General features: G+C 69.5%; 17 protein-coding genes. 11 read left to right on the plus strand and 6 right to left on the minus strand.

Translation table 11 applies throughout. From position 1 onward, the window contains the following. The first annotated feature begins 1 nt into the window (after window position 1). From OHA72_RS22160 to OHA72_RS22195, 8 genes are read left to right on the plus strand one after another with little or no spacing between them, the layout of a single operon-like run. Entirely contained in the window at window positions 2-586 is a 585-nt protein-coding gene (locus tag OHA72_RS22160) for a formylglycine-generating enzyme family protein (protein ID WP_327009689.1), read from the plus strand. Continuing rightward, window positions 583-1,065 (plus strand): DUF6884 domain-containing protein, encoded by a 483-nt coding sequence (locus OHA72_RS22165; protein ID WP_327009690.1) that lies wholly within the window; start codon window positions 583-585, stop codon window positions 1,063-1,065. The genes OHA72_RS22160 and OHA72_RS22165 overlap by 4 nt, the downstream gene beginning before the upstream one ends. Next, window positions 1,053-2,099, plus strand: a complete 1,047-nt coding sequence (locus tag OHA72_RS22170) for a glycosyltransferase (RefSeq protein WP_327009691.1) — start codon at window positions 1,053-1,055, stop codon at window positions 2,097-2,099. The genes OHA72_RS22165 and OHA72_RS22170 overlap by 13 nt, the downstream gene beginning before the upstream one ends. Then, window positions 2,096-3,028, plus strand: coding sequence for a radical SAM protein (locus OHA72_RS22175; protein WP_327009692.1), 933 nt, complete (start codon window positions 2,096-2,098; stop codon window positions 3,026-3,028). The genes OHA72_RS22170 and OHA72_RS22175 overlap by 4 nt, the downstream gene beginning before the upstream one ends. Next, complete coding sequence (locus OHA72_RS22180) at window positions 3,025-3,636, plus strand: phosphoribosyltransferase (RefSeq protein WP_327009693.1); 612 nt, start codon at window positions 3,025-3,027, stop codon at window positions 3,634-3,636. Before OHA72_RS22175 ends, OHA72_RS22180 begins: the two co-directional genes overlap by 4 nt. Then, window positions 3,633-4,730 (plus strand): glycosyltransferase family 4 protein, encoded by a 1,098-nt coding sequence (locus OHA72_RS22185; protein WP_327009694.1) that lies wholly within the window; start codon window positions 3,633-3,635, stop codon window positions 4,728-4,730. The genes OHA72_RS22180 and OHA72_RS22185 overlap by 4 nt, the downstream gene beginning before the upstream one ends. Then, entirely contained in the window at window positions 4,730-5,614 is an 885-nt protein-coding gene (locus tag OHA72_RS22190) for a 5'-3' exonuclease (protein ID WP_327009695.1), read from the plus strand. Before OHA72_RS22185 ends, OHA72_RS22190 begins: the two co-directional genes overlap by 1 nt. Window positions 5,615-5,640: 26 nt before the next feature. Continuing rightward, window positions 5,641-6,228: a PIG-L deacetylase family protein gene (locus tag OHA72_RS22195; RefSeq protein ID WP_327011639.1), complete on the plus strand. Its 588-nt coding sequence runs from the start codon at window positions 5,641-5,643 to the stop codon at window positions 6,226-6,228. Between the two features lie 16 nt (window positions 6,229-6,244). Here OHA72_RS22195 and OHA72_RS22200 read toward each other — a convergent pair whose 3' ends face one another. After that, a complete protein-coding gene (locus OHA72_RS22200; protein ID WP_327009696.1) occupies window positions 6,245-6,652 on the minus strand; it encodes a hypothetical protein in 408 nt (135 codons plus the stop codon). Window positions 6,653-7,092: 440 nt separating this feature from the next. Between OHA72_RS22200 and OHA72_RS22205 the strand changes: the two genes are divergently transcribed. From OHA72_RS22205 to OHA72_RS22215, 3 genes are all read left to right on the plus strand, one after another. Next, on the plus strand, window positions 7,093-7,992 hold the full coding sequence (locus OHA72_RS22205) for an esterase/lipase family protein (protein ID WP_327009697.1): 900 nt from the start codon (window positions 7,093-7,095) through the stop codon (window positions 7,990-7,992). Continuing rightward, complete coding sequence (locus OHA72_RS22210; RefSeq protein WP_327009698.1) at window positions 7,989-13,625, plus strand: tetratricopeptide repeat protein; 5,637 nt, start codon at window positions 7,989-7,991, stop codon at window positions 13,623-13,625. Before OHA72_RS22205 ends, OHA72_RS22210 begins: the two co-directional genes overlap by 4 nt. Window positions 13,626-13,902: 277 nt before the next feature. Then, on the plus strand, window positions 13,903-14,556 hold the full coding sequence (locus OHA72_RS22215) for a class I SAM-dependent methyltransferase (RefSeq protein WP_327009699.1): 654 nt from the start codon (window positions 13,903-13,905) through the stop codon (window positions 14,554-14,556). 455 nt (window positions 14,557-15,011) lie between these two features. Here OHA72_RS22215 and OHA72_RS22220 read toward each other — a convergent pair whose 3' ends face one another. The 5 genes from OHA72_RS22220 to OHA72_RS22240 form a co-directional block, all read right to left on the minus strand. Further along, on the minus strand, window positions 15,012-15,428 hold the full coding sequence (locus OHA72_RS22220; RefSeq protein WP_327009700.1) for a hypothetical protein: 417 nt from the start codon (window positions 15,426-15,428) through the stop codon (window positions 15,012-15,014). An 84-nt stretch (window positions 15,429-15,512) separates the two neighbouring features. Continuing rightward, window positions 15,513-15,902, minus strand: coding sequence for a DUF4913 domain-containing protein (locus OHA72_RS22225; protein WP_327009701.1), 390 nt, complete (start codon window positions 15,900-15,902; stop codon window positions 15,513-15,515). Continuing rightward, window positions 15,899-16,912, minus strand: coding sequence for a hypothetical protein (locus OHA72_RS22230; RefSeq protein WP_327009702.1), 1,014 nt, complete (start codon window positions 16,910-16,912; stop codon window positions 15,899-15,901). The genes OHA72_RS22225 and OHA72_RS22230 overlap by 4 nt, the downstream gene beginning before the upstream one ends. Before the next feature lie 11 nt (window positions 16,913-16,923). Further along, entirely contained in the window at window positions 16,924-18,384 is a 1,461-nt protein-coding gene (locus OHA72_RS22235; protein WP_327009703.1) for a relaxase/mobilization nuclease domain-containing protein, read from the minus strand. Further along, window positions 18,381-18,842, minus strand: coding sequence for a hypothetical protein (locus OHA72_RS22240; RefSeq protein WP_327009704.1), 462 nt, complete (start codon window positions 18,840-18,842; stop codon window positions 18,381-18,383). The genes OHA72_RS22235 and OHA72_RS22240 overlap by 4 nt, the downstream gene beginning before the upstream one ends. Between the last annotated feature and the right edge of the window lie 162 nt (window positions 18,843-19,004).

The following is a 19,004-nucleotide window of genomic DNA, read 5'->3' on the forward strand; positions in this document are numbered from 1 at the left end:
CATGACCACCACAGACACCCTGTCCCCGCGCCTCGGCGCCGTCCGTTGGCTGCTGGTCCCTGGCGGCACCTGCCTGTACGGCGACGCCCGCAAACCGCGTACCGTCCCGGATCTGCTCGTCGCGGCGACCCCGCTCACCCTCAGCCAATGCGGCGCGGGCGACGTGGACCTGCCGGTGACCGGCATCAGCTACGACGACGCGGTCCGGCTCGCCGCCGAAGCCGGCGGCCGGCTGCCGTCGTCGGTGGAATGGGAGTGGATCGCCGCCGGGCCGGACCGGCGCGACTACCCCTGGGGCGGCGAACCGTGGACGCCGGACCGGGCATTGCTCACCGGTCCCGGGCGTGCGCCGCGTGGTCCACAGCCGGTCGGGCAGCACCCGGCCGGTGCCACCCCGCACGGGGTACTGGACCTGGCCGGCAACGTCTGGGAATGGACGAGCAGTAGTTCCATGGGCTGCGGAAAGATCATCCGCGGCGGGTCGTACGTGTCACCGCCGCTGTACGCGCGGACCACGTTCCTCAATGCCGCCCCTGCCGAGCGGCGCAGCTGCGGCATCTCCGTCCGGCCGGTCCGCACGCCATGACCACCCGACACCTGGAACTCGTGCACGCCGACCCGCCGCCGCCCGAACTGGTGATCGTCGGCTGCTCAGCGGAGAAGACCGCCACGCGGATCCCGCTGCCCGCGCTCGACCTCTACGACGGCGGCTGTGTCCCGCCGCTGCGCGCCAGGATCGGGCACTCGCCGCAGCACCGCAGCCGGGTCCGGTTCCTGTCCGCCGAACACGGCCTCATCACCGCTGACACCCGCCTGCACCCATACGACCGGCCGCTGGACCCGGACCGCGCCGGCGAACTGCGACCGCAGGTGTGGGCGCAGCTGCAACCCGACCTGCGCCACGACGGCGGACCCGACGACATCCTGATCCTCGCCGAGCCGCTGTACCTGGTCCTGCTCGCCGACCTGCTCGCCATCCCGGGACGCCCGCGGCTGCACTGGATCCCCGATCATGCCCACGGCTGGCCCGACGCCGCGGTCCTGCTCGACGCGTGGGGGTGGTGACCGTGCCCGTCACCCTCGCCGAGGCCCTCACCGCCAACAGCAACGACCACCGGCGCATCACCGCGGCGTTCACCGCCCGCACCGGCCTGGCCTGGCACACCGTCACCCCGGCCGAATACGGACGCGGCACCCGGCTCAGCGTCGTCATCCCTGCCCGCAATACCGCCTACAGCCTCCCCGCGGTGCTCGAAGCGCTCACCAGGCAGCACACCGCCGCGACCATCGAGGTGATCGCGGTCGACGACGCATCCACCGACGCCACCCCGGACCTGCTCACCACCCACCCGCGTATCGACCAGGCGGTGCGACTGGAAACGCCGTGCGGCGCGGCGGCGGCCCGCAACGTCGGCGTCCACCTCGCCACCGGGGACACGATCGTGTTCCTCGACGCCGACATGGTCCTGCCCCCGCACGTCCTGGCCGACATCGCCGCCCGCGCCCGGCACAACACCATCCTGACCGGGTTCCGGCACAACGTCCCGTACCAGGCCGGTCCGGATGGCCACCCGGTGGTGCCAGCCGGTGAGCCGGCCCTGGAGGCGGACCACCGAGTCCGGTGGACGCCACCAGCCGGAGTACCGATGTTCTACACCGGCCAGGTCTACCCGCAGCCGTTCGTCGGCCGGCCCCTGCACGACACACAGGACTTCTTGCACCTCGGCCACGGCCGGATGTATCACGACTGGGACCTGCCCCGCATGGTCGTCACCGCGCTCGTCGCCGTGCCCCGCCGAGTCTTCCTGGATATCGGCGGGTTCGACGACTCCTTCGGCGCGGGCTGGGGGGCCGAGGACACCCACCTCGGCGCCGCGTTGATCGCCCACGGCTGCAACGTCATCCCGCTGCGGCAGGCCCGCGGCTGGCACCTCGACCCCCCGAACGCCGACGCCGTCTGGAAGGTCAAACTCGCCGGCGCCGTCTCCCGCGTCGCGCTCTACCGGCAACTGTGCGAACAGCCCGCCCCGACCGGCCGCGCCGCCGACCTGGCCGAACGCGCCGAATCCCTGCTCCGGAAGGCAGCGACCCTGCGATGATCCGTATCTTCGCCGCACACGGCGACCTTGTCCACGACCCCGCATCCGGGCTGACCCACCGGGCACCCACACCCATCGGCACCGGCCGGGTCACGCTCGCAGGCGGCATGGTGACCGGCTGGCCGGTCGTCGCACCCAGCGACCTCGGCCGCAGCACCCCGAGCAGCGTCTGCTGGTCTCCGATCGTGCGGTGCAACCTGCACTGCCCGCAGTGCCTCGACGACACCACCGTCCCCGAAGCCGACACCGCCGAACGCCACCGAATCGCCCACCTCCTGGCCGGAGCCGACGTCCTCGGCGTCGACGTCTCCGGCGGTGAACCCCTGCTCCTGCGCGACCTGCCCGACGTCCTGGACATCCTGCGCGCCGGCGGGCGCAGCGCCATCTCCGTCACCACCAACGGATGGCACCTGGCCCGCCGCGCAGCCGAGCTGGTGCAGCGCACCGACGCGATCCGGATCAGCCTCGACGGGCCCGACGCCGCCCGCCACGACGCCATCCGCGGCCCGCTCAGCTTCGCCCGCGCCGTCGACGGCATCCAGACCGCCGTCGAACTGCGCATCCCCGTGCAGATCCAGACCGTCGTGATGCGACGCACCGCCGGATACCTGCAGGACATGGTCGACCTCGCCGCCGGACTCGGCGCCTGCGGCCTCAGCGCCCTGCAGATGCTCCCGATCGGCGCCGGCTCCACCCTGCCCGACGAACTGCTCACCGACGAGGAAGCCACCACCGTGTTCGCCGCGCTCACCATCCCGCGCCGGCTGCGGGTCCGGCTCCGCACCCGTGACGTCGCTGGGAACTTCACCGTCATCCGCGCGGACGGCCGGGTCTGGCGCAACAGCGACACCGCGCTGCAGATCGGGGGCCTGCACCCACTGCGGGGTGCCGCAGACCTCATCCTCACCACCCGGGACGGCGCCGCATGAGCACCCACCCCACCACCCACCCGGCCGGCGAACCCGTACGCCCGGCAGTGCCCGCGGCACGGCTGTTCGCCCATCGGCGCATCCTGCGCGTCCAGCTGGACGCGTACGAGCGCGCCATCGAGCTGCTCACCGACGCGGCACGCCGACGATACGGACCGGTCACCGCCACCATCGGCATCGCCAACGGCGGCCTCGCCCCCGCCCGCGGCATCAGCCAGCTGCTGCGCACCCCGACCTACCAGGTCACGGCCAAACACAACCCCACCGACGCCATCTACACCGAAGCGACCGGGACCGTCAGCTACGACCTCGGCCCCCTCACCAGCGCCGTCGACGGCCAGCAGCTCGCCGGCACCGTGCTGTTGGTCGATGACATCTGCGGCACCGGCGCGACCCTCACCGCTCTGCGACCCGACCTCACCACCTACCTCGGCCCCACCGTGACCGTGCGCACAGTGGCGCTGTGCCGCAACGCCGGCAGCACCCTCGACCCAGACCTATGGGCATGGACTGTCGACGACTGGGTTTCCTTCCCCTGGGAACCGGTACCACCCGACGGCACGGCAACCGAGGACCTACCCATCCCGAACCAGGTGCACCCAGCATGACCGTCGCGTTCGTCCTCGCCTCCTGGCGACCCGACGTCCCAGCCGGGATGGAACGCGCCGTCATCGCCCACGCCGTCGGCCTCCGCGAGATGTCCCACGGTTCCCTCATCGTCACGGCAGACCCGACCGCACCGTCCAGCTACCGCAACATCCCCGTACATCGCCTCCGCAGCCTCAACGTCCGGTTCCCGTGCGACGACGCCACCCTCCGCGATGCCATCGACGGGTCGGCTGCCGCGATCGGAGAAGAACTGGGCCGGCTGTCCCTGCTGCACAACGTCTACGCCGTCGTCTACATCGACGCCCTGTGGGGGCTCGGCCGGGTCATGCCCACCCGCTCAGGTGTCCGCAACGTCCTCGCCGCGCACGTCGTCGGCCACGACGGAGACCTGCGCGTGGCACTGTCCCATAACCCGTCCGCGGTTATCGCACCGTCGGCGGCAGTCCTGACCGAAGCCGCAGCCCGCGGCTACGACAGCAGCACCTGGACCGTGGTGCCGAACACGCTGCTCACCGTGCCCGACCCGCAAACCCGCACCGTCCGCGAACACCTCCGCACAACGGCGCCGGCCCGGATCCTCGCGCGGCTCGGGCCGGAGAAAGGCGTCGCCGATCTCCTCGAACCGTTCGCGGTACTCGGCCGACCCGTTGAGATCGCGCTCGCCGACGCACCGTTCGAGCTCACCGACGGCAGCCAAGGCGAGGTACGTCGCCGATGCCAAGCCCTCGCCGACCAGACACCCCACGTGCACCTCCGGCCCGGCCTGGCGTGGCACGAGGTGTCGGACTGGCTCGGCGGAGCGAGCGTCGTCATCGTGCCGTCCCACGCCGAAACGTTCGGCCTGGTCGCCCTGGAAGCCATGGCCACCGGCACACCCGTCGTCGCCTACGACATCGGCAACCTGCCACACCTGATCGGCGACGGCGGCGTCATCGTGCCGTACAGCTCCGGCGCCCGGGGACTGTGGCGCGCCGCCTGTCAGGTGCTTCAAGACCCGGTAAGCTACGCCGCAACATCACGGGCCGCGTACTACCGTTCGCGGGACTATTGGCCCGCCCTTGTCGCTAACCAACTCTTGAAGGTGGTGAGCTGATGGGCGGCTCCGTCCTGCCATCCGCACCCGTAGAAGTCTTCGACGCCTGCCCGCTCCTGCTCGTCGACGGGCACAACCTGCTTTGGGGCGCCACGTTCGGCTTTCCTGCCGAAATCCGCTCCCGCGACAAAACCCGCCTCCTCACCGGCGTGTTCGCGTTCTTTGCCCTCCTGCGCGTCGCCATCCGAGAAGACCTCACCACACCACCCGAGGTCATCGTCGTCTTCGACGGCCAGTACGGCGGCAGCGACCGCAAAGAGATCGACCCCGCCTACAAAGCTCAGCGGCCCACCGACGAAGCCGCGCTCGCCCCGATCCAGTTCCTGCCCGATGTCAAACGCGGCCTCGACCAGCACCGCATCATCTGGACCGAACTCGATCATGCCGAAGCCGACGACGTCATCGCCGCACTCGTCCACATCACCCCGGCACCCCGTGAGGTGGTGGTCATGTCCCGCGACCGTGACTTCTACCAGCTCGTCACCGATCGCGTGCGGGTCCTCAACACCAAAATGCACCCCGGCAAACGCTACATCGGTCCTGCCGAAGTCTTCGCCCGCCACCAGGTCACACCAGTTCAGTGGGCCGACTACCGCGCCCTCACCGGCGACCCCGCAGACAACCTCCCCGGCATCCACGGCGTCGGCGCCAAGACCGCCGCCACTCTCCTTGCCGACGGTCTCACCCTCGATGACCTACTCGCCTCAGGGCGCCTCGACACCGGCCGAGGCCGCATCGTCCGGGACCAACTCGACCTCGCCCGAAAATGGCGCGACATGATCCGGCTCAACCACGAACTTGAGATCCCGGTGACGCCCACCGGTCAACCAAGCCAACTCCTGCCGACCCCGGCGGACGTGATCGAGGCGCTGGGCCTGTGGTGACATCTGCGTCCACCCTCCTCACCGTGATGGCACACCCAGACGACGCTGAACTCTGGGCCGGCGGCACCATTGCCCGGCACGTCCACGACGGCGGAACCGCGGTCATCGCCGTCGCCCGACACGACGCCGTCCGCGACGCCGAAGCAGCAGCCGGCGCCCGAATCCTCGGCGCCGACCTCTACCTTGTCGACCGACTCTCAGCCCACGCCATCACCACAGCCCTCACCGAGATCCGACCCGACATCCTCATCACCCACCCCACCAACGACATCCACCCGCACCACCGACACTGCGCCAACGAGGTCCTCACCGCGCTCCCCGACGTCGTCATCGCCACCGGCCACCCCAAACGCGCCTACCACAGCGACGGCTACAACAACCTCGACCAACACGGCCGACCACTCGAACTGCCCAACATCATCGACGTCAGCGAGCACTGGCAGACTAAGCTCACCGCGCTAGGAGGCCACGCATCCCAGCCGATCACCGACCACTTCGGCCCCATGGCCGACGCCCTCGGAACTCTGCACGGCCAACGGATCGGGACAACCCGCGCTGAAGCATTCCGAGCCATACCTATCCTGGGCCGACTGCCAGCCACAGCCCGGCTCTAGCAACCCATAACGGACGCTACCGATCACTCCTCCAGCGACCGACCTCTGCACGTGCGGCGCGTACCGCAGGCAGCCTATGCATGGTCAAGTGGCGCAGCGCCTCGACTGCCTCCGCCAACGATGCGGCTGGCTCCCGACCACTTAACCAATATGGATTGATGATCGGTTCGGCCAGCGCTGCGAGCTGCTCTGTGGTTGCGGCAGGACCGGCCAGCACAAGCTCAAGGCGCAAAGCCCCGAGCAGTTCGACGCGAGGGCGGTCATAGCGTTCAACTTCACGCGGCAGCGTCGCGAACCACGCATCGCCGCAGAAAGCGACGGCGACGAGCGCGTCGCGAAGCTCCGCAATGAGCTGAACGTCGCTCGTCGCCGCCAGCGCCTGTGTAGCTTCGCTGGGGCCCTGAACGCCGGACGGGTCTGGCACGATTCGAGGTTAGCTGGACCTGCTTGGCGGCGGGTCAAGATGAAACGCTACGCGGACAAGGATCCCGGAAGCGCTCAGCGCCAATTCGGAGCGAGTCGACCATCGATAGCTACCTAGATGCGCCCCAGTCGACGCTCGCAGACGATCTTCGTCACGATGCAACGATGTCGAGCCTTCCGAGCTGCGCCAGAGCCCCCTGACCCGGCCGGTCTCCAGGGCAGGACGAGTCTGTCGGCGGGCGGCGGCGTTCAACGGAGGGTGTGGTGCACCGTGACGATGCAACGGATCTTGTACGGCGCCTTCAGTCGCTGGGACGAACATTGAGGTGACGACATCTGTCCCGACAACGCGGACACCCTGGCCGAACGGCGGCTCACGCAGCGTATTCGGCCCTGTCTAAACTGTGCCCTGGCGCTGGCCGACGCATCAAGGAGTCCGACGTGACCGAGGTGTTTGAGGTGCACTGCCCGGAGCGGGCAGCGTTGGACGTGGTGTTCCTGCACGGCCTTGACGGCGACGCCCGCAAGTCGTGGACATCTGGTAGCGACGATTTATTCTGGCCGCAGTGGCTGGCGGAGGAAGTCCCGGACACCGCAGTGTGGACCGTCGGCTACGACGCCTGGTCAAGCGGGTGGCGCGGCCAGTCGATGAGCCTCCCGGACCGGGCGATCAACCTCCTCGCCCTCCTGCAGAACCATGCAATCGGTGAACGGCCGCTTTGCTTCATTACTCACAGCATGGGTGGCCTGCTGGTCAAGGAGATGCTGCTGCACGCCTCGGAGGGACGCGATGACTACGCCGTCTTCGCCGAAGCCATCGAAGGCGTCGCCTTCCTCGCGACACCGCACACCGGTTCAGGTGTTACCAAAGCCGTCGACAGCCTCGGCCACCTCTACCGCGGTACCGCCGCCGTCGAGGACCTCAAGCGCAACGGTCCACACCTGCGGCAGCTGAACGACCGCTACAGGGACTGGGTCAACGAAGTCAAGATTCGCAACCTGGTGTTCTTCGAGACCCGTTTGACGAACGGAGTCCGGGTCGTCGACGAAGCCTCGGCCAACCCCGGAATCGCCGGTGTGCGGCCGATCCCGGTCGACGCCGACCACGTCACCATCTGCAAACCCTCAACCCGTAGAGATCTGGTGTACGGCCAGGTCAAACGCTTCATCGCCAATGTCAATTCGGCTGAGGCTCCCGGTGTCGAAGTGGCGGCGCGGGAAGCGGGGGAGCATCTGCAGGCGGGAGGGGTGAGCATCGTGGCGGCCGGGGAGCGGTCCGTGGCCGTGGGCACCAATGCCGGGATCATCTCGGCCGGCGACGACGCGACCAACAACCTGTGAGCGAGCCGGCTGCTGCAGGGCCGCGCGCCGTGGGCGAAGGGTCGAGCGCGGCGGGCTCCAACTACGGGATCATGTCGACCGGGGCGCACACGAACAACACTCTCGTGCAGTTGTCCGAGGTGCCCGAACCTTCTGAGGTGCAGGTGTTGCCGGGGACGCACAATCTGCCGGCACCGGCGGCGGGGATGTTTGTTGGCCGCGACGACGCTCTGATTGACCTCCGTGACAAGTTGACGGCCGGTAGTGGGGTGATCGGGCAGGCGTTGCACGGTCTGGGTGGGGTGGGCAAGACCGAGTTGGCGTTGCGGTACGCCCACCGGTACCTGTCGCAGTATCAGCTGGTGTGGTGGGTCACCGCCGAGACCAGCCACCAGCTGACGGACGGCGTGGCGGCCCTGGCGCGGCGGCTGACGTCGGTTCCCGCCCTGGTTGACGGGTACCACTGGGCGGTGGGCTGGTTGCAGTGCCACGACGGGTGGCTGCTGGTGCTGGACAACGTGGAGGACCCGGCGATCCTGCGGGATCTGTTCGGCGTGGTCCAGGGCCACGGCCGGGTGCTGGTGACCACCCGCCGGGATTTGGCCGCGCCGGTGTGGGGGCGGCTGGGGCTGGCGCCGCTGCGGCTTGGGGTGTTGGACCGGCCCGCGAGCGTTGAGCTGCTGGTGGGGCTGACCGGCCTGGTCGACGAGGGGGCCGAGGCAGGGCTACTGGCCGAGGAGTTGGGGGATCTGCCGCTGGCGTTGGAGCAGGCGGGCGCGTTCATCGCTCAGGAAGGCTGGACCATCGCGGCCTACCGGCGGGAGTTGGCGGGCCGGCCGGGGCGGACGTATGCGGCGACGGCGGTGGGGTTCGACACGCAACGGGCCGTCGACCGGGTATGGGCACTGACGATGGAGCGCGCTGCGGCGCGGGCGCCGCAGGCCAGATGGGTGATGGCGATGCTGGCGTGCCTGGCCCCCAAACCGCTGCCGACCATGGTGCTGACCGCAGTTGTCGAGGCGTCGGAGGCGGTCGAGGACGCGATCCGGGTGCTGGCGTCGTACAGCATGCTTACCCGCAACCGCGGGATGATCGAGGTGCACCGGCTCGTGCAGGCCGTCGCCCGCGCCAACGACATATACCAGGCACAGCACGAGCAGGAAGCGGTTCTGGTGCTCAATCGTGCAGCGCCAACCGACCCGCTGGGCAACGTGTCCGGATGGCCACTGTGGGCCATGCTGGTGCCGCACATCGACGCCATCAACTGCGCGATTCCTGCCGATCAACGCTCACAAGCAATGCTCTACGTCCTTAACCAGGCCGCGACCTACCTGCAGGGACAGGGCCAGGTCGATCGCGCGATCGGCCTGTTCGAACAGGTGCTTGACGACCGGTTGCGGACGCTGGGGGACGACCACCCGCAAACGCTCGTCGCACGTAACAACCTGGCCTACGCCTACAAATTGGTGGGGCGGCTGGACGAGTCGGTCGGCCTGCTCGAGCAACTGGTGGTCGATTCACGGCGGGTGCGGGGAGCAGACGACCCGGGCACGCTGAACTCACTCATCAACCTGGCGGGCGCCTACGAGTCGGCGGGGCGGCTGGATGAGGCGATCGACCTGCTCAAGCAACTGGTCGCCGACACACCGCGGGTGCTGGGCGCCGATCACCCGGACACGCTGACCGCACACCACAACCTGGCCAACGTCTACGGGTTGGCGGGGCGGCTGGACGAGGCGATCGACCTGTACAAGCAGGTGGTCGCCGACTCGCTGCGGGTGCTGGGCGCCGATCATCCGGACACGCTGACCTCGCGCCACAACCTGGCCGGCTTCTACGGGTCGGCGGGGCGGCTGGACGAGGCGATCGATCTGAACGAGCAGGTGGTCGCCGATCGGCTGCGGGTGCTGGGGGCCGATCATCCGGACACGCTGACCTCGCGCCAGATCCTTGCCAGCATGTACCGAGCAGCGGGGCGGCTGGACGAGGCGACCGACCTGTTTGAGCAGGTGGTCGCCGATCGGCTGCGGGTGCTGGGGGCCGACGACCCGGACACGCTGACCTCGCGCCACAGCCTGGCAGGCGTCTACCGGGCGGCGGGGCGGCTGGACGAGGCGACCGACCTGTTTGAGCAGGTGGTCGCCGATCGGCTGCGGGTGCTGGGGGCCGACGACCCGGACACGCTGACCTCGCGCCACAGCCTGGCAGGCGTCTACCGGGCGGCGGGGCGGCTGGACGAGGCGACCGACCTGTTTGAGCAGGTGGTCGCCGATCGGCTGCGGGTGCTGGGGGCCGATCATCCGGACACGCTGACCTCGCGCCAGATCCTTGCCAGCATGTACCGAGCAGCGGGGCGGCTGGACGAGGCGACCGACCTGTTTGAGCAGGTGGTCGCCGATCGGCTGCGGGTGCTGGGCGCCGATCATCCGGACACGCTGACCTCGCGCCACAGCCTGGCAGGCGTCTACCGGGCGGCGGGGCGGCTGGACGAGGCGACCGACCTGTTTGAGCAGGTGGTCGCCGATCGGCTGCGGGTCCTTGGTGCCGACGACCGGGGCACGCTGCGCTCACGCCGGAACCTGGTGGACGCCTACCAGGCGGCGGGGCGGCTGCGCGAGGCGATTGACCTGTTTGAGCAGTTGGTTGTCGACTCGCTACGGGCGCTGGGGGCGGACGACCGAGACACGCTGAATTCACGCCACCTCCTGGCCAACGTTTACAAATCGGCGGGGCGGCTGGATGAGGCGATCGACCTGTTCGAGCAGGTGGTCGCCGACCGGCTGCGGGTGCTGGGAGCCGACGACCCGGACACACTGGACTCACGCCACAACCTGGCCATCGCCTACGAGTCAGCGGGGCGGCTGGCCGAGGCGATCGACCTGTTCGAGCGGGTGGCCGCCGACCGGCTGCAGGTGCTGGGGGCCGATCACCGGGCCACGCTGACGGCACGCCACAACCTGGCCTATGTCTACCGAGAGGCGGGGCGGCTGGATGAGGCGATCGACCTGTTCGAGCAGGTGTCCGCCGACCGGCCGCAGGTGCTGGGAGCCGACCACCCGGACACACTGACCTCACGCCACTGCCTGGCCGTCGCCTACAAATCGGCGGGGCGGCTGGATGAGGCGATCGACCTGCTCGAGCATGTGTCCGCCGACCGGCTGCGTGCGCTGGGCGCCGACCACCCGGACACGCTGCTTGCACGTCAAAGCCTGGCCAGCGCCTACCGAGCGGTGGGGCGGCTGGCCGAGACGATCGAACTGCTCGAGCAGGTGTCCGCCGACTCGCTGCGGGTGCTAGGGGCTGAGGACTCGGACACGCTGACCGCGCGCCTCAACCTGGCCGACGCCTACAAATTGGCGGGGCGAGTGGATGAGGCGATCGACCTGCTCGAGCAGGTGGTCGCCGACCAAATGCGTGTGCTGGGAGCTGACGACCCGGCGACGCTGAACGCGCGCCTCAACCTGGCCGACGCCTACAAATTGGCGGGGCGGCTGGATGAGGCGATCGACCTGTTCGAGCAAGTGGTTGTCGAGTCGCTGCGGGTGCATGGGCCCGATCACCCGGACACGCTGACCGCGCGCAACAACCTGGCCAGCGCCTACGAATCAGCGGGGCGGCTGACCGAGGCGATCGACCTGTTTGAGCAATTGGTCGCCGACCAAATGCGGGTGCGGGGGGCCGACGACCCGGACACGCTGAACGTGCGCCACAACCTGGCCTGCGTCTACCGGGCGGCAGCGCGACTGGATGAGGCAGTCGACTTGTTTGAGCAAGTGGTTGTCGACTCACTGCGGATGCGGGGGGCCGATCACCCGGGCACGTTGACCGCGCGCAACAACTTGGCCTACGCCTACCGGGTGGCGGGGCGGCTGGCCGACGCAATCGACTTGTTTGAGCAAGTGGCCGCCGACTCGCTGCGGATACTGGGAGCTGACCACCCGGACACGCTGACCGCGCGCGACCACCTGGCCGAGGCCTACCAGCTGGTAGGGCGGCTGGAGGTGGCGATCGAACTGCTCGAGCAGGTGGTCGCCGACCAGCTGCGGGTGCTGGGGGCCGACCATCCGGACACGCTCTCCTCACGCCACGACCTGGCCGCCTACTACGGATTGGCGGGGCGGCTGGGCGAGGCGATCGACCAGTTCGAGCAGGTGATCGCCGACCAAACGCGGGCGCTGGGCGCCGATGACCCGCACACGCTGCTCTCACGGCACAACCTGGCCTACGTCTACCGGTCGGCGGGGCGGCTGGACGAGGCGATCGACCTGTACGAGCAGGTGGTCGCCGACCGGCTGCGCGTACGGGGGGCCGATCACCCGGACACCCTGGCCTCCTGCCGCGACCTAGCCAAGGCCTACCAATTGGCGGGTCGGCTGGGCGAGGCGATCGAACTGTACGAGCAGGTGGTCGCCGACCGGCTCCGGGTGCGGGGGACCGACCATCCACACACGCTCAGCGCACGCCAGACCCTGGCGGACGCCTACAGGGAGGCGGGGCGGCTAGGCGAGGCGATCGAACTGTACGAGCAGGTGGCGACCGACCGGCTGCGCGTGCTGGGCACCGATCACCCGGACACGCTGAGATCACGCCACATCCTGGCCTACGCCTACCGGGCGGCGGGTCGGCTGGGCGAGGCGATTGACCTGCTCAAGCAGGTGGCCGCCGACCGGCTGCGCGTACGGGGGGCCGATCATCCGGTCACCCTGGCCGCACGCCACGACCTAGCGGACGCCTACCGAGCGGCGGGACAGTTGGACGAGGCGATCGACCTGCTCAAGCAGGTGGCTGCTGACTTCCTACGGGTGCTGGGCGCTGACCACCCGGACACGCTGGCCGCACACAGCAATCTGGCCTACGCCTACCAGGCGGCGGGGCGGCTGGGCGAGGCGGTCGACCTGTTCGAGCAGGTGGCCGCCGACTCGCTGCGGGTGCTGGGGGCCCACCATCAGCACACGCTGCGCTCACACAAGAATCTGGCGGACGCCTACCATGCGGCGGGGCAGCCGGATAAGGCGATCGACGTGCTGATCGACCTGCTCAAGCAGGTGGCTACCGACTCGCTGCGGGTGCTGGGCGCTGACCACCCGGACACGCTGGCCGCACACAACAACCTGGCCATCGCCTACGAGTCAGCGGGGCGGCTGGCCGAGGCGATCGACCTGCTCAAGCAGGTGGCTGCTGACTTTCTGCGGGTGCTGGGCGCTGACCACCCGGACACGCTGGCCGCACACAGCAATCTGGCCTACGCCTACCAGGCGGCGGGGCGGCAGAGCGAAGTGGTCGACCTGTTCGAGCAGGTGGCCGCCGACTCGCTGCGGATGCTGGGGGCCGACCACCCGGACACGCTGCGCTCACGCAACAACCTGGCCGGCGCCTTCCTGTCGGCGGGGCGGCTGGATGAGGCGATCGACCTGTTCGAGCAGGTGGCCGCCGACCGGCTGCGGGTGCTGGGGCCTGATCACCCGGAGACACTGACCGTACGCCACAACCTGGCCAGCGCCTACGGGAGGGCGGGGCGGCGTGTCGAGGCGGTCGACCTGTTCGAGCAGGTGGTCGCCGATTCGCTGCGGGTGCTGGGGGCTGATCACCCGGACACGCTAAGTTCACGCCGCGCCCTGGCGGACGCCTACCGGGCGGTGGAGCGGCCCGACTGAGCTTCCCCCGCGTTGATGCAGCGGCGGTTGTCCGGCCGCCGGTGGGCGTTGGAGTGACGATAGTTGGTTCGGGTGGGTCGGTGTGCTAAGCCGATTCGTAATCGTCCGGGGCTGTGGTAGCCGAGTCCTTCTGGATACGGCGGGCGTTGGGACTGCCGTGATAGGCAATGACCGCATTCGCGGCTTCGTCACAGGCCTGGCCTGAATTTCGGTAGGCGAGTTCGGATCTTCACATGAAGGATAGATCGACGCCTACCCCGGACGGCATACTTTGTCCATGACCAAGAACTGGGCCCAATGGCACGAGGACTACGACAACCCCAACTCATGGTTGGCGCAGCGATTGGAGATTGTCCAACGCGACCTGCGTCGAGCCTTGGTTCATGCCCCTTGTGACCCTGATGGCACGCGTCGCCTGATCAGCATCTGCGCTGGCGAAGGACGGGACGTGTTGCCTGTGTTGGCCGATGACGACCACGGCTACGCCGTCCGAGCGCTGCTGGTTGAACTCGACCAGAACCTGTCGCAGCGGGCCCGCACAACGGCCGCCACCCTGGGCCTGTCCAATGTCGAAGTGGCAACGGCCGACGCCGGCGAGGTCGAGGTGTACCGCAGCGTCACGCCAGCGCACGTGATCATGGCGTGCGGTGTCTTCGGTAACATCTCATCCGACGACATCCAGCGGACAATCGCGACCTTGCCGGTACTCCTGACCGTAGGCGGCATCGTGATCTGGACGCGCGGCCTGCTCGACAACGGCTACGACCCAAGCCTCGAGGTCCGGAGGTGCCTGGAGAAACACGGCTTTGCGGAATTGTCCTTTAGCAGCCCAGCCGGCTCGAGGAACAGGGTCGGCATGCATCAACTATCTGCTCATCCAGCGTACGCAGCTCCAGTTCACTCTTGCACCCGCATTTTCGATTTCCTCTGAACCGGCAGCCGATCTGAGCTTAGATCACCCTTTGCATGAGGCGGTGGGGTACGACGGCGATACAGCGGCACGTGTCCTTTAACGACGGCCGTCGGACCGACTGTCCCGAAGAGACGATGCGTGCCTGCCAATCGTAGAAGGCAAACGATCCGCACTCGATGTATGGGCAGCAGACCAGACTGCATACCGCGTTATGGGCCGTACCAGCCAGGCCGTCGAGGAATCCTTTCAGCGCAACAGGACGGCCGCCGACCGGAGCCCGGGAGGCGGCCGGTTCGGGTTACCGGAAGACGTCGGTGAAGCTGTACGCCAGCGCCTCGGCCAGCGGGCTGCCGAACACAGCCACGAGGCGACACCGTAGCCGGTGGGTACGACAGAAATGTGTCGGGCGAGGACTTGCGTCACCCCTGCGGTGGGCGAGCGACCCTGGCGACCACGATCACTCGTCATTTGGCTCATGCCAGTTCAGCCGCCGCGTCGTCGAGATAGTACGCAACGCGGGACCATAGCAGCCTCCGGTGCATGGAATCGACCGTCCCGGCGGCTGCCGTCGCGTAGAGCTCGGCGAGACGTTTGACAAGCTCGGTGGCCGCGACACGAAGTTCGGGACCGTCAGGTCCGGCCGGAGCGGTGCTGCGCGCGAGAGCCCCAATGTCGCCGAGGTCAGTTTGCAGTGCTTGGACCGCATGCTGAATGGCCTCGGCGTAGCACGCCCAGTCTTCGGCGGCTGAACCGCTGGCAGCAGCTGTCGCTGCGCGGACAGCCAGCACCAGCGCCTGAAGTACCGACGGGTCGTCCGGGCTGGCTGTCGAGGGCAAGTTGTCCGCCATGCTCTTGAGCAGATCGCAGAGGGTGGTGCTCGCGTTAGGCACTTCTGGTGACCTTCCAGGTGACGTTGACATCCGTGGGCTTCCGCAGATTCGAGGCGGGAGGCTGTGTTGCCGGGGGTGCTAGCTCTAGTCCCACCAGTCCGTTGGTGCGGAGGAGACATCGGGGACGGCGAGCGGCTCGTGCTTGCCGGCCCTGCTGCCTTCGGGCTGGCGGCAGTTGCGAAACGGGCCGTCGATGGCAAGCAGGATCTGCAGGTGGTGGTCGAAGTCGAGCCACCAGCCGGCCTTGGCTTCGGGTTGCCAGCGAGCCGCTTCCCAGCCGGTCCACAGGAGGGTGAGCCGGGCGATGGCTTCGGCGTGGTCCCACCACTCGGCGCACCAGCGCAGTCGGGGGTTGCCGGGGATGCGGTGCAGGAACATCGGGGTGAAGTAGCCGATCACCCAGGCTTCGAGGCTGGGGTACAGCGGCGGGTGCTGCTCCTGCTCGCTCGCGTCGACGCTGGCCGGGGCGGTCATCGGCCCAACCCCGCTGTGCGGCCCGCGGTGTTCGCGGGGGCAGTGGTGGCCGGCGTGCGGCGGGCGACGTCGCGAGGCATGCCATGGGGATGGTTCAACCCATCGGGGTACCACTCGCCAGCGAGCTGCGCCGCGCTGCGCTGCGCGGTGGCGGTGTCGCGGTTGGCGGCGCCGATGTGGGTCGCGTTGTCGGGCATGCCGTCGACGGTGTGTTCGTCGACGCCCTTCGTGGCCGGGTTGTCGGGTGTCGCTGCGTCGGCGAGTCCGTGCGCGGTCTCTCGGCCGGCGCGCTCGAGGAGCGCGGCCCGGAGTGCTTCTGCGGCGGCGTCGCCGCCTGGCCCGAGTCGGCGCAGTTCGGCGAGGTAGTCGGCCGGGTCGATGCCGGTGGCGAGGTGGATCTGTTCGTCGGCGACTGCGGTATCAAACGCCGCCCGACCGACAACGGGTTCGTCTGCGGGGCCGAGGGCGCCGGCTCGGGTTCCCGGGCCGTACGGCCGCATGACGGGGGTATGGGCCATCTCCTCGGCGGCGGCGCGCATCGCGTCGCCGTGTGGCGTGCCGTTGCGGACGGCCTCGTCGTACAGGTGCATCGGCCGCGGGTACATGTCCCGGAGCCGGTCTTCGACCGTTTCCGCGGCGGCGCGCGCTTCGGGGAACTGCTCTTCGCGGAGCCGGGCGGTCCGCCACACGGTGGCAAGGTCATATAGGTCGGCGGTGGCGACCCAGTTCGGGTCGAGCGTCTGATTGATGAGGCGCCGGTCATGCGTCGCGCGTTGCCGGGAGGCGTACTCGGCGAGCCGGTCGCTGTGCTCGCGGAGCTTCCCGGCCTGTTCCTGCCGGCGGCGTTGCGCTTGCGCCTGGGCTTCCTCCCGGCCCTGCTTGCGGCGGCGTTGTTCGGCGGCGAGTCGGGCCGTGGCCTCCCCGAGGGTTCCGAGGACTGCCAGGGCCTGGCCGGCGCGTTGGGTGAGCTCCGCAGCGATGTCTGGATGCTGTTCCTGTCCGAAGTCCATCGGCCTTTCTCCTATCTGCCGTGTCCGACGCCCGGCCCGGGTTGACGCCGAGCGTCGTTGGGGCGCGTTGGCGGCATGGTTGATGGCCGCGTTGACGGCGGCGCTGCGGTCACGTCCGGGATGTGACCGCCGGGCATGCTGTTGCGAGTTCCGGCTGAGCGCAGGAGCCGCGCGGCGGTACGGGCGGCGCGTGCCTGGTGCAGGCGACGTTGGGCGTCGCGTAGCTCGGCGAGGGAGTCGGCGAGCATCGACATCGTGCGGATCAGCCGGAGCATGGCGACCACCGCGTTGCCGTCGGTGAGTTGGCCGGCTAGCCGCATGCGTCGTGACATCGATCGCAGCTCTCCCCGGCGGCTGGTTGGCGGCAGCGGTCGCCGGTACGGCTCCCGGGCGGCCCGGTCGAGGGCCTCGGCCGCGCGGTGCAGCGGACCGCGTCGATCGCCCTCCAGCAGGCGGGCAGCGACGGTGAGCGTGTCGGCTGCGGCGTAGGCGGCGGCGCTCGCCGTGGCCGGGTCCCCGCCTGCCTGTCCGATCTGCTCGGCAGCGGCGCGAACCTCGCTGGCGGCGTGGTCGTACAGGTCGGCCTGAACCAGCCGTGGAGGCGGCGCGTCCGAGGTGGTGGGCTGGCCCCAGCGGCGGTGCAGCTGCGGCAGCGTGAGGTCGGGTGCGAGCCGGCCGCCGCCGTACCAGACTGGTTGGCCCGCAGCTGTGGTGTGGCTCGCCAACGCAACGGCGTACCCGGTGACCCGCCCGGGGTGCACTGAACTTGTTCGGGTCCGAACGAGTAGCCCGGCGTCTCGCAGCAGAGCGAAGAACTGCTCCTGGCTGTCGGCGACGGCGGCAGCGTGGCGGACCTGGCGGCGCAGCTGGTCGCGGGGGCGTTCGCGCCGACCGGTGCGGGCGGCCTTGTGCACCTCGCGGGTGGTCGGACGGGTGTGTGCGGTGCGGTCGGCCGGGCCGACCCGGTGCAGCCCGTAGCGTTCTTCAAGGTCTCGACATGCCGCCTGGGCGAGCCATCTGTCGTTGCGCGCCCACGCGGTGCGCCGGTCCTGCCGCACGAGGGTCGCGACGATGTGGATGTGGTCTGGGGCGTGCCGCACCGCGACCCACCGAACCGCGCGGGAGTCGTCGTGCGGTGCGAGTCCGACCTTGGCCATGACCTCGGCGCCGATCCGGGCCCACTGCTCGTCGGTGAGCCACCGGTCTTCCGGGTGGGTGCGGATCGAGCAGTGCCAGACCGGCTGGCGCGGCGGGTTGATCCCACGCCGCACCGGCTGCTCCAGCAGGTCGACGAGCTTGCGTAGGTCCGGTTTGCCGTCCGGGCCGATCAGCGGCTCCAGGCTCGACAGCGACCCGGCGCCGTCCCACGCGGCGACCAGGTGCGGATCGACGTGCTCCTCGCGTCGCCCCGGCCCGTACAGGTAGCGCAGCAGCCCGTACACCCGACGACCGCGGCCGATCTTGGGGATCATCGCAGGGCCCGGTCGATCCGGGCGATGACATCATCGACGCGCCGCATCCGCTGCTCGCACAGCGCCGCAGCCCGCACCAGCCAGGCCGGTACGTCGCCGGTGGCGTTCAACGCCGCGATGCCCTGATTGAGGTTGGTGCCGATCCGCCCGACCGCGACCCGGGCGTCGAACAACTCGACCTGAAGCTGCGCGAGGGTCTCACGGCTCAACGTTGTCGGCTGTTCACCGCGGGCGGCGGCCAGGCCGGCTTCGCCGACGAACCCCGTAGGGGTCAGCCCAGCGGCGGTGGCTGCCGCCGCGATGGCGGCGATCTCCTGCTCGGTGTACCGCGGAGCGATCCGTGCGGGACGCCCGGGGTACAGGTGGCGGCGGTCGCGGCCCCGACTGGAACGCGGCGACGCGTCGGCATTCTTCGGCGAGTGCTGCTCGATCACCAGGCCACGGTCGCCGACCGCCATTGCCGACACCGTTAGCGCCCACGACCGGCCCCACCCAGCGACGACGCATCGTCGCTGCTCAACGGCTGACCGCGCCCGGTCGGCCGTCGCTCCGGTAACCGGAGCCTATAACTTGCTCCCGCAACCGAGCGGGAGTCCATCCACTGCTGTTCGAGGGCGCTT

Source organism: Dactylosporangium sp. NBC_01737 (assembly GCF_035963215.1).
GTDB lineage: Bacteria > Actinomycetota > Actinomycetes > Mycobacteriales > Micromonosporaceae > Dactylosporangium.